This window comes from Chitinophaga sp. 01L420 (genome assembly GCF_056399985.1).
In genome coordinates, this window is the sequence record NZ_JBFTSK010000056.1 from 13,052 (window position 1) to 25,569 (window position 12,518).

Annotated in this window: 8 protein-coding genes; 5 read left to right on the top strand and 3 right to left on the bottom strand. The window is 47.7% G+C overall.

Annotation, left to right across the window (positions count from 1 at the left end; genetic code table 11):
* Positions 1-82: 82 nt before the first annotated feature.
* Positions 83-2,284 carry a B12-binding domain-containing radical SAM protein gene (locus AC1DP6_RS32255; RefSeq protein ID WP_477058543.1) on the bottom strand — a complete coding sequence of 734 codons (2,202 nt, stop codon included), beginning with the start codon at positions 2,282-2,284 and terminating at the stop codon, positions 83-85.
* Between the two features lie 274 nt (positions 2,285-2,558).
* On the opposite strand from AC1DP6_RS32255, the gene AC1DP6_RS32260 reads away from it, so the two are divergent.
* From AC1DP6_RS32260 to AC1DP6_RS32280, 5 genes are all read left to right on the top strand, one after another.
* Positions 2,559-3,815: a peroxiredoxin family protein gene (locus AC1DP6_RS32260; protein ID WP_477058544.1), complete on the top strand. Its 1,257-nt coding sequence runs from the start codon at positions 2,559-2,561 to the stop codon at positions 3,813-3,815.
* Positions 3,816-3,896: 81 nt separating this feature from the next.
* Positions 3,897-4,541 carry a YceI family protein gene (locus tag AC1DP6_RS32265; RefSeq protein ID WP_477058545.1) on the top strand — a complete coding sequence of 215 codons (645 nt, stop codon included), beginning with the start codon at positions 3,897-3,899 and terminating at the stop codon, positions 4,539-4,541.
* 196 nt (positions 4,542-4,737) lie between these two features.
* On the top strand, positions 4,738-5,703 hold the full coding sequence (locus AC1DP6_RS32270; RefSeq protein ID WP_477058546.1) for a cytochrome-c peroxidase: 966 nt from the start codon (positions 4,738-4,740) through the stop codon (positions 5,701-5,703).
* 20 nt (positions 5,704-5,723) lie between these two features.
* Positions 5,724-8,279, top strand: a complete 2,556-nt coding sequence (locus tag AC1DP6_RS32275) for a TonB-dependent receptor plug domain-containing protein (RefSeq protein ID WP_477058547.1) — start codon at positions 5,724-5,726, stop codon at positions 8,277-8,279.
* Between the two features lie 18 nt (positions 8,280-8,297).
* On the top strand, positions 8,298-9,083 hold the full coding sequence (locus AC1DP6_RS32280) for a DUF4397 domain-containing protein (RefSeq protein WP_477058548.1): 786 nt from the start codon (positions 8,298-8,300) through the stop codon (positions 9,081-9,083).
* A 93-nt stretch (positions 9,084-9,176) separates the two neighbouring features.
* On the opposite strand, the gene AC1DP6_RS32285 is transcribed toward AC1DP6_RS32280, so the two are convergent.
* Positions 9,177-11,087 carry a TonB-dependent receptor plug domain-containing protein gene (locus AC1DP6_RS32285; protein WP_477058549.1) on the bottom strand — a complete coding sequence of 637 codons (1,911 nt, stop codon included), beginning with the start codon at positions 11,085-11,087 and terminating at the stop codon, positions 9,177-9,179.
* Positions 11,088-11,238: 151 nt separating this feature from the next.
* A complete protein-coding gene (locus AC1DP6_RS32290) occupies positions 11,239-12,477 on the bottom strand; it encodes an outer membrane protein assembly factor BamB family protein (RefSeq protein ID WP_477058550.1) in 1,239 nt (412 codons plus the stop codon).
* Positions 12,478-12,518: the final 41 nt, after the last annotated feature.

A 12,518-nucleotide genomic window follows, 5' to 3' on the forward strand; every position in this document is an offset into this window, starting at 1 on the left:
CTGCATTGCCTAAAAGCTAACAGCTAAAGGCTAACAGCTAATTCGCTGCATTTCCTAACAGCTAAAAGCTAAAAGCTAACAGCTACAATTTCAGTAGCCCCAGCTTATGCAGCGTATTAACGGGCTTATTATCCCAGAAGAGTTCAAAATCGTCTAGCCCTGCTGCTTCATAGCTGTCTTTCACTTCCTGCAGGGTATACGTTTTAGGATTGGCTACTGCCAGCTCCTGTAGCATGGTTGTTAACCATACGCCCTGTGGCGGCTGTACGCTGATATTTACTTTTTCTTTCTTACTCTGGAATGTTAAGGAAGACATTTCCCAGGAAGCGCCCTTCTTTGATTTGGTAATAATTTCCATGGACGGCTGTTTGCCCAGGTATACCACTTTGGAAGTTGGCTTAATAGTGCCTGCTTCTTCTTCCATCAGTGCAGTGGTGATAAAATCAGGATGCACAGATGTTTTGGGCACTTTAAATTCAAACCATTTGGAAAGCGGGTAATCAAAGCAGGCACCATGCATATAATTCAGCAGTGACTTTTTCAGTCCATAGCTGAATGATTCGTGATCCGCACCGGTAGGATCAATATGCATGATATCGTTATTGGCAAAGGTGCCGGTTTCTTCCGTTTCTTTTTGCACGCTGAACTTCGCAGGGTCCAGTCCAACAGGGCTGTGCGCCGTCATGGTAAACTGGTGCCAGAAGGCAGATTGCAGGATCCCTGCCTGGAACATCTGTCGCACCATCTCCAGGGCGTCGATCGTTTCCTGCGCGGTTTGCGTCGGAAATCCATACATCAGGTATGCATGCACCATGATGCCTGCTTCCGTAAAATGGCGGTTTACACGCGCTACCTGGGCTACCGTGATGCCTTTCTGTATCAATCCCAGTAAACGGTCGGAAGCAACTTCCAGTCCGCCGGAAATGGCAATACAGCCCGATGCTTTGAGCAACAGGCAAAGGTCACGCGTAAAGCTCTTTTCAAAACGCACGTTGGTCCACCAGCTCACGGTGAGCTTACGGCGGATAATTTCCAGCGCCAGTGCACGCATCAGCGCCGGCGGTGCCGCTTCATCCACAAAGTGAAACCCGTTCTGCCCTGTTTGTGCAATGATCGCTTCCATCCGGTCGCATAACAGCGAGGCCGTGATGGGTTCGTAGATCTTTATATAATCAAGAGAAATATCGCAGAAAGTACATTTGCCCCAATAGCAGCCATGCGCCATGGTGAGCTTATTCCAGCGGCCATCGCTCCACAGGCTGTGCATAGGATTGACTACTTCTATCGCGGAAATATATTTATCCAGCAGCAGGTCGCTGTAATCCGGTGTACCCAGCTGCGCCTGTTTATAATCATGGGTGGCTTTACTGTTGATATACGTCACTTTCTCTTCTGTTAACAGGAAAGTACGTTTCAGTTCTTCCGCTGTCTTTTTCCCATCCAGGAATAGCAGCAGGTTTTCTATCGGGGCTTCTCCATCATCGAGGGTAATGAAATCCACGAATTCAAACACACGGGCATCGGCCAGCGAACGCAGCTCTGTATTAGGAAAACCACCACCCATGGCCACTTTCAAAGCAGGATAGTGCTTTTTCACCCATTGTCCGCAACGCAATGCCGAATAGAGATTGCCCGGGAAAGGCACAGAAATAGCTACCATAGCAGGTTGTACCTGTTCCATGTGCGTAGCCAGCAGGTCTGTTAAAATACTGTCTATATAAGTATACTCCGCCTGTAAGGCATCATACAGTTCATCAAAGCTATTGGCGGAACGGCTTAGTCGCTCTGCATACCGGCTGAAACCAAAATGTGGATCCACGCAGGCCATGATCAGATCCGATAAATCTTCCAGGTACATCGTTGCCAGGTGTTTGGCTTTGTCCTGTGACCCCATGGAACCAAAGGCCCAGTTCAGGTCATCGAGCTGCGCGAAACGCGAGGCCTCCGGTAAATAATCACGTTTACAGATCAGATGTGCCAGCGTAGGATTCTTTCCCTGTAAAAATAAAATAACGGCGTCAATGGATTGTATATAGTCCTCCTGTAATACCAGCATCCGGGCTATATTCTCAGAAGCCGCTACTGGCGGGGCCGCAGCGATATGTGCAAACAACTGTTCCAGTCCCTGTTTTGAAAATAAACGCAAGGTGACTTCAATACCCAGATCCGCCTGGAAGGAGGTAATATCTTTGGTGTTCAGAAATCCTTTCAGGTAAGCAGTGGCCGGGTACGGCGTGTTCAACTGTGTAAATGGCGGTGTTATTAAAAAAACAGAATTACTCAAGTCAGGTTATTTAAAGCGCAAATTTAGTTCTTTTTTAAGGAAATGCAGCGGAGAGGAAGGCCTTCGGCGCTTGTCTTTCTCACTTTTGCTATTAGTCTACAAAATTAATAGACTTTTATTTGGAAATAATAAAAGTCCCCTTTATCTTTGTTTCACCACCGCTGATAAAGCCACCACTCCGTCAGTATTTACCACCAGTTTTATTTGTAGCACCGCTTAGTCGCCCCACCAGGACCGGCATCGACTTGCATTGTTCAACCAATAATATACAATCATGAAAACGCATAAGCATTTATTTTTAACCGGCCTGATGGTGGCAGGATTGTTCAGCAACCACTCGTTTGCTGCCCCTAAAAAACCATTTGTAAAACAAGGTGTCTGGCGCGGTGTATTCACCCTCAGCGAATCCCAGGTACCCTTTAATTTTGAGTTAAAAGGAAAAGACCCTGAACATGCTGTTTTTACACTGATCAACGGCACAAGGCGGGATAACTTCCATGTACAACGCCTCGGCAACGACTCTTTATTTATTAAGATGAATACCTATGATGCCGCCCTGGTGGCGCACATTGAGTCTGACGGCAAAATTTCCGGCGAATACAGAAGCCTCGTACCTAACTTCCGGGGCAATGCATTACCCTTTACTGCAGAACACGGACAAAGCTATCGCTTTGCAGAACCCGGCACAGAAGCCGCTCCTGCCTTTGATATCAGCGGCAAGTGGGAACTGAAAATAGCCAGCAAAGAACCTACTCCCAACCGTATTGGTTTACTGAAACAGGAAGGCAACAAGCTTACCGGCGTCATCATGTCTGTAGTAGGCGACAGCCGCGAACTGGAAGGTACGGTTCATGGCGATGAATTCGAATTGTCCGGATTCACCGGCCCCAGCCCCATCTACATTAAAGGAAAAGTGAATGACGATAAATCACTCACCGGCGAAATCAGCTTAGGCATTTATAATAACATCCGGTTTGACGGAGAAAAAAATGCCGCCGCCGAACTCCCCGATCCTTACAAACTCACTTTCCTGAAAGAAGGCTATAAAAAACTGGACTTCACCCTGCCAGACCTCAGCGGCAACAACGTTTCCCTGAGCGATGACAAGTACAAAGGCAAAGTGGTCATTGTAGAAATCATCGGTACCTGGTGCCCTAACTGCACCGACCAAACCTCTTTCCTGTCGCCCTGGTATAACAAAAACAAAGACCGTGGTGTAGAAGCCATTGCCATTGGTTTTGAACAGAAAGATGACCTGGAATATGCGAAGTACACATTAGGTAAGTTAAAAGAGAAATACAACATACAATATGATATTCTTTTTGGTGGCATTGCTGATAAGAAAGTGGCGTCAGAGAAGCTACCAGCGCTCAACCGCATGATGGCCTTCCCTACCACCATCATCATAGACCGTAAAGGGGAAGTAAGACAAATACATACCGGGTATACCGGCGAAGTGACTGGCCAGTATTACAAAGATTATGTGGCCAAATGGAACCATGATCTGGATGAACTGATAGCGGAAAAATAACTTTAACATTAATTTCCGGATCTCGTAACCGCTAATCCGCCAGTCCACCTTAAATTCGCACCAAATTTAAACACACAACATATGCAACGATTAGCATCTCTGTTCTTTATTGGAGGATCCATCTTTCTGATGTCTTTCACTACACCTGCTACTGTCAACAAAGGAGAAAAACCAACCAAATCTGCCTCAGCCCGGAAAGCAACTGTTTTCCAGGTAGACGCTAAAGAAAGTAAACTGAGCTGGACCGGCAAAAAAGTAACCGGCCAACACCAGGGTACCATCAATGTAGCCGATGGTAAACTGGAAGTAGAAAGCAATGTACTGAAAGGTGGTACTTTTTCACTGGACACCCGCAGCATTGCTGTTACTGATATTAAAGATGAAGGCGGCAACGCGAAATTACTCGGACATCTGAAGAGTGACGACTTCTTCTCTGTAGAGAAATTTCCGGCAGCAACTTTTGCTACTACCAGCGTAACTTCCAAAGGCGGCGGTAACTACGAAGTAACCGGCAACCTGACTATCAAAGGCATCACCAACCCTGTTACCTTTCCTGCAACCGTAACTGTTGCCGGCAACAAGCTCACTGCGAAAGCAGCTATTAAAGTGGATCGCACCAAATACAATATTAAATACGGTTCCAAGAGCTTCTTTGAAGGCATCGGCGACAAAGCCATCTATGATGACTTTGACCTGGATGTAGTACTGGTAGCAACAGCCAAATAATTCGTTCATTTTTTACTACCCCATTATAATAATTCCTGGGGAGCACGGGCACTCCCGCCCATGCTCCCGGGAATGCCAATAACCATTTCTTTTTTACAGCCTCCTTACAGCAACACAAAACTTTAATCGACCAATATTTTTTCGCAACCCCCATGTTGCTACCGGGCATTTTATGTCCTCCATAACTTTTACCACCATGAAGCTGAGAAAAATGATATTCATTTTACCGGGCATGCTATGTGCAGGCGTTATCATCGCGGGATTCAATACCAGCCCACGATCTGGCGATCCACCGGGCAGGGCCCAACTGGGAGAAAAGCTGTTCTTTGATCCCCTGTTGTCGAAAGATCGCAGTGTAAGCTGCGCTTCCTGTCACATTCCTCAATTTGGATTTGCAGACACTATTGCCTTCAGCAAAGGCATCCATCATACACCAACCAAAAGAAACACGCCAGGCATTACCAATCTCTCCGGTCGCCCTAACTTTTTCTGGGACGGCAGAGCAGCCACCCTGGAGGACCAGGCATTACAACCCATCATCAATCCCGATGAAATGGGACTGCCTATTGAAGAAGCCGTACAGCGGCTGAACGACCAGGAAAGCTACCGGCTTTATTTCCAGCAGGTGTTCAACAGTCCGGCCACCACTAAAAATGTACTCCAGGCCATCGCTGCTTTTGAACGTACCCTGGAAACTGCCAACAGCCCCTATGATCGCTACATTGCCGGCAACGACAGCGCGCTAACGGGGTCGGCTATACGGGGTCGCCTTTTGTTTATTGGTAAAGCCAATTGTAATAATTGTCATTCGGGAGAAGATTTTACGGCGGACCGCTTCAAAAACATCGGTCTTTATAACGGTACCAGCCTAAAAGATGCAGGCCGGTATGAAGCCACGAAAGACAGCACCCATATGGGTTTCTTTAAAGTACCCAGCTTACGGAATGTAGCCGTTACCGCTCCGTATATGCATAACGGTATGTTCAAAACATTAAAGGAAGTAATTGCCTATTACAATGAACCCAACAACATTGTACATGATGGCATCAACCGGGATCTGTCGCTCAACAAGCCACTGAACCTGAGCCAGCAGGAAATGACAGACCTGGAAAACTTCCTGGTAGCGCTGACAGATGATCGTTTTAAAGTCACACATCATTAACCATAAAAATCAACCAGGGCATGAAAAAAATTATACTGCCGGTCATCTCCCCTCTGCTGCTGCTCTCAGCAATACTATCAGCACAGGACAAACACCTGACAGATACGACCAAACAACTGGGTGAAGTACAGATTGTAGGCTCCCGCAGTGCGAACCGTACCAAACTGAACTCACCGGTACCCGTAGATGTCATCGATATTAAATCACTGCAGGAAGCGGCCCCGCAAACCAGCATCACACAGCTGTTGCAATACGTATCCCCCTCCTTCCATTCTGTAAACGGCAGCAATGCCGGCGATGCAGGTTCTGCCCTCAGTCTGGCACAGCTAAAAGGATTGGGCGTAGACCAGTTGCTGGTACTGGTCAACGGCAAACGCCGGCATAAAAGCTCCAATGTAAACTGGGGCGGTCTGGGAAACGGCGCCACCGGCTACGACCTTAACTCCATCCCCGCCGGCGCCATAGAGCGCATTGAAATACTCCGGGATGGCGCCGCCGCACAATACGGCTCTGATGCCATTGCCGGCGTGATCAACATCGTATTGAAGAAGCAATCTTCCGATGTGATTGTCAGCACTACCGGCAGCATCCGCCGCAGAGGCGATGGTGCCAGCACCCGTTCCAAAATCAACTATGGCGTAAAGATCGGCTCCCGCGGTGGCTATCTCAATGCCACCGCCGAATTTGCCACCCAGGGCGTATCCCTGCAACCCGGCCGCGATGACGCCGGATTATACAATGGTCCTATTTATGGCGGCGGCGCCAACACCCGCGGCTATGATAATATCTATACCAAAGAAATTGATGATGCCATTCTGAAAAGCCGGGGCATAGACCGGCACTTCTTTGATCAACGCGGCGGAGGTTCCAACAAAGCTAAAGATGCACTACTGTTTTTTAATACAGCCATTCCCGTTAGTGACCATGCAGAAGTATATGCATTTGGAGGTATCAGTCACCGTAACTCCCAGTTTACTGCGGTATACCGCCTCCCTGGCTGGACAGAGCGCAACAACACCTCCCTGTATCCTGACGGATTTTTACCCGCCATGGATAACGCCATCACCGATAAGTCCATTGCTATCGGACTGAAAGCGCAGGCAGGAGAATGGAAATTAGACGTATCCAATGTATACGGCAAAAATGATTTCGGCAACGTGATCAGCAATTCATTAAATGCGAGTCTGGGTGCAAAAAGCCCCACTACTTTTGATGCCGGCAAATACAATGCGTCTCAGAATACGGCCAGCCTGGATATCAGCCGTTACTTCCCCCAGGTGCTGCAGGGCCTTAACCTGGCCTTCGGCGCACAATACCGCACAGAAACTTATCAGATCATCGCAGGTGAAGAAGCGTCGTATAGTAAAGCAGACCTTCGTCCTGTTTATTCCGTAGATACCACCGTGGGGGGTGTCCCTTATCTGACCGACGGAGGACTCATTGCACTGAATGGCCTCTCGCCCGGATCACAAATCCATGCAGGGTTCCGGCCTTCCAACGAAGTGAATGTAAGCAGGGCAATTGTAGCGGGTTATGTAGACCTGGAACTCAATATCACAGAGAAGTGGTTGTTATCCGGTGCGCTGCGCGCAGAAAACTTCTCGGACTTCGGCAATGTTACCACCGGCAAAATAGCTACCCGGTATAGTTTTGCGCCCTGGCTCAGCATTCGCGGATCGGCCAACAGTGGCTTCCGCGCACCCGATCTGGCGCAGTTCTATTATACAGAAACATCTACCAGTTTTCAGCAGGGCCGTGCTATTGACCAAGTAACTGCCTCCAACAAAAATGCCGCCACAAGAGCACTGGGTATCCCTTCTCTTACCCCGGAAAAATCGACCGGATACACAGCCGGCATTACCTCTCAGCCGGCAAGAAATGTAGAACTGAGCGTAGACGCTTATCTTATCGATATCAAAAACAGGGTGGGCAATACCGGTAACTTCTCGGCCAACGATGTTAATCTGCCGGCAGATGTTCGTTCGCTGTTACTGGCCACCGGTACCACGCAGGCAAAGTTTTTCTACAATGCCTTCAGCACACGTACCAAAGGCATTGAATTTACCGGTAGTTATAAAATACCCTTGAACAAAAGCAGTCTCCAGTTGCTGGCAGGTGGCAACTTTGTGAAAAATGAAGTGACGGCTGTCAACACCCCTAAAGGATTGGAACAATACAAAAATGTTATTTTCAGTGAGTCAGAAAAAGCCAGGGTTACGACTAACATCCCTCAGCAAAAAATAACGCTGCAGGCTATACTAAATACACGCCGGTTCAACTTCCTGGCACGTACCATTTACTTCGGCTCCGTAACTACTGCTGCTGCACTCAACGCCAATTTCCCTAAACCTGATTATTATTTCCAGGAGCTGAAACCTGTCTGGGTGACTGACTTCTCCGTAGGATATCATATCAGCAAAGAAGTACAGGTAACAGTGGGCGTAAACAATGCATTTAATGTATTGGGTGATTATTCAGATGCAGCCATTTCCGGGCTGCGTAATCCTTCTATTGTAGGCATACAAAATGGCAGCGCAGGTATACAACCATTCGCCAGGTTATACGCACGTTTTTAATCCTTAAAACATTCTCTCATGAAAAACAATCTTTCTTTCTTCCTGAGCAGCTTTACTATACTGGCTTTCAGCGCCTGCAACAAAACGGACTACCTGGATGTGAATGCAGGCGACCGCCCGCCACTGTCTGCCAATATACGTTTCGTCAATGCACGCACCCAAAACACCGGCATACAATTCTGGACATTTACACAAAAGGTGACTACCACCGCAGTGCTGCCAGGTACGGCATCACCCTATGCAGCCACTACTTTTGGCAATGTACAGATCAACTTTACGGAAGGCAACGGCACTGCCTATAAAGTATCGCGGCAGTTTGGCAACAGCGCCGCATACAGTGCTACAGGAGGTCCTAACGGTCCTATTGCCGGATACTACCATACTGTGTTCGCAGCACCTGCAAAAAATGATGTTACCAAAGATACGCTGCTGCTTTTTTATGATGATCTCTCCGCCCCTGCTGCCGGTAAAGCCAAATTACGCTTTGTGCATCTGGCTCCCGGCATCGCTGGCGTGAGTGTAAAACTCCGGCAGAATGGAACGGAAACCACGCTTTACAGTAACATCCCCTACGGCAGTGCCGGAGGCAGCAACCTTAAAGGAACCGCGTATGACAGTGCGCCGTTCACTAACGTAAACGCTGGTACGATTTCCCTGGAGGTGAGTGCAGGCGAAGGTGCTGCGCCTTTGCCGGTACAGGAATCCGGGCTAAATAATATCACGCTCGGGACCGGAAAAATTTATACGGTGTTTATACGCGGAGATAGCAAGGGGTTGATCAATGCAGGGATTATAACGAATTGAGAATTACGAATTAGGAATTACGAATTACGGATTTGTGGGCAGATAGTAGCGCATCATCTTCGCGTTTACCATCTCCCCACAAATCCGTAATTCCTAATTCGTAATTCTTACAACCGCTCCCACTGTCACCCATCTGCCGGGCATCATCACGGCTCCTGCTTCTACATAAGTCACGTCCAGCAGGTTGCTGGCATCTGCGTATATCTGGTAACGTGATTGCTTATACGCAATACGCGCATCTATCAGCGTATAGTCTTTATAGTTAATACGCATGCAATAGCGTGCCGCAGCAGAAACATTGAAATGCTGCAACAACTCTGTGCGCACATTCGCGGTAAACTGATGCCTTAAACTTTCAATGACGTAACGCGAAATCTTGGTAGACAGGGCATCACCTTTGAAAGAAGGAGAAAGATAGTTATAGCCGGCATTTACACCGATACTATTAAACACGTAATGCGGTTGCAGCGCGGTATTATATCCGGCATTGAGTCTGAATCCGGTCATATCTGCCCGTTGAAAATTCTGTGGCTGCCAGTTGATAGTAGCCGGATTAGCCACACCTGCGGTATCTTTTACATAATCAATAAAGTTGCTGATCTGTCTGTAGAAAAAGGAACCGCTGTAGGAGAATTTACCACTGAATTTACGGATACCCACTTCACCATAGCTGGCCTTTTCAGGGCCCAGGTTTTCATTACCGATAATGCCCTGTCCTTTGTAATAAAGGTCGGTATAAGTAGGCAGTCGTTGTGCAGTACCGGCATTGGCATAGAGTTTCAGATCGGGGGTAATATTAAAGCCCACGTCCGCACCCGGGAAGAATTGCCAGCCATAGAAAGAATTGTAATTAAGATATCCGCCGAGGGTGAAAGTCAAACGGCGGTCTGCTATTGATTTGTATTCACCAGACAGGCCCAGGTTGGTTCTGTCGTGGTTACCCAGACTGGTACTTTTAATATGCTCATACCGTCCTTCCACGCCAGCACCAAAGGTACCGATAGCAGTGGTGAAGGTATTATTCAGTTCTGCTCCCAGCACATTGGTATTATGCAGATTGCGGTACTTATTGGGTTTTATATAGATGTAATCATCTTTAGTATACCGATAGCTGATCCGGGGCGTCATCACCCAGTTGCGGGTAATACGGGAAGTATTGCTGACGGCTGCCAGGAAGGTTTTCACCGTTTCTTCCGAGTTCAGATCTCCCGGAGGAGCATAGAATCCGTTGGCGCCGTAGTTATTGTTAATGAACCCTGCCATTACATTATACTGGTGCTGGGGATCATTGTTAAAGCCGGCCTGGTAAAGAGCACGATAGTTGTCGTATGCGGTGTTATAACGATATCCGTTTCCCTGGTTGCGGCTAATGGATAAAGACTGGCTGTTGCCGCCTTTTACCAGGGCGCCGCTGGCGCCAAGACTATAAGCGTCATACAGCTTATTATTTTCATTCTTTTTAAAACTGCTACCACCGCTACCGTTGATAATAAGGCCGCTTTCGGTGGCTTTACGGGTCACGATGTTGATAGCCCCATTAAGGGCGTTGATGCCGTAAATACGGGCCGCAGCGCCACGTAACACCTCAATATGATCAATATCTACCAACGATACCGGCAAATTCATCATATTATGGCCAGTTTGCGGATCTGTGATCTTTACGCCGTTCAGCAGGATCAGGGTCTGGTCGAAGGTGCCTCCATCGATCCCAATATCCGCCTGGATGCCCTCCGGTCCACGTTGGCGTACATCCAGCCCCGGTACATATGACAATACCTCTGTAATAGAAGATACTGGCATAGCTTCTATCTCCTTACGGGTAATGATGGTAATATTGCGGTTGATGGCCTTCACAGGCGCTGCCAGCCTGTTTTCCTGTACAATTACCTCATCAAGATGGCGGGTGATAAGGGTACTATCTGTCCACTTTTGCGCTGAAGCGCTGCCACAAAGGCCCAGGAACAGGGAAAAAAGTAATTTATTGCTCGAAACTGCTACACGCATCTTTATAAATGATTGCTAAAAGAGCGCAAAAGTAAGCAATTACGAATTAGGAATTACGAATTACGGATTTGTGAGGAGCTAATAGCGAATAATCTTCGCGTTTACCATCTACCCACAAATCCGTAATTCGTAATTCCTAATTCGTAATTCTTTACTGCAATGCGTATACATTCCCATCGGTGCTCCCGAAGAAGAGCACCCCTTCTTCCAGCCAGGGGGTGGATAAGATGCTACCCATGTCCAGGAAATCGGTGTACATCTTTTTATAGTCATCTTTATACCTGGCCATCAGGTCAGGGAATAATTCGCTGGTAGCCTGATTAAAAAAGCGGGCCTCCTGCTGTTTGCTGGCGGCGGTCTGGAAAATAGAGACGCTTTCACCAGTACGCAGACTCATCTTCTGAATTTTACCATCCAGACTTCCCATATAGCCGTAGTCGTTAGTCGATGTGATACTGCTGAAAACATTCAAACGTACAGGCGCCTGCCATTGTAGTTTACCATAGGCGGCCCCAAAGGCAAGGGCGCGGTGAGTGTCGGAGGTAGATACCAGCAGGCGCTTGCCGGCCAGACTGGGCACGCTGGTCCAGCTACCGGGTTCATGATATACCCATAATCCTTTACCCGTGCGAAGATGCAGCGCATATACATTATAATCACGCGCACAGAAATAAACACAGCTGTCTGCCACGACCGCGTGAAACTGCACTTCGCCCACCGGAAAATATCTTTCTCCCATGGTATCAAATTTCCAGCGCAGCGAACCATCTGTGTTGAGTGCATAAAAGAAGCCATCAAAGCTGCCGGCCAGGATAATATTTTCTGCTATAGTAGGTGCCGCATGTACGGCGCCACCAGTGAGATATTTCCATTGCAGCTTACCGGTGCGGGCATTTAATGCATAGATATGACCGTCTGTGCTGCCTACGTATACAATACCCTGATGTACCGTAGCGGAAGATAGAAAATAGTCCCAGGGATCGGTGGCATGCTCTCCTTTTGTTTTGAAAGTCCATTGCAGTTTACCGGTATGCATGTCGAGTGCATAAAAGTTCCCATCTTCACTCATAAAAAATACTGCAGTACTATCGCAGGCCACGGTAGCATTTACCGCTCCGTTGGTTTTAAATTTCCAGTATGGTTTCCCATTATCGCGGTCGAGCGCATACATACAGGAATCTGCTGCGCCGATAAAAAGATAATGCCCGTTGATCACCGGGGAAGACACTACTTTTCCACCGGTTTTAAACTGCCATTTGATGGCTGGTTTATCGCTGATATCTGTGCTGCTGGTATTATTGGCTCTGCTGGGGGAACGGCCCAGCTGTTGTGCTGTCAGGGAGTGGCTCAGCGTAACCAGGATGGTCACTGACCATAACAATAATTTCATAAGCAGGAATATATATTAGCCGGTTAAGATACATTTATCTA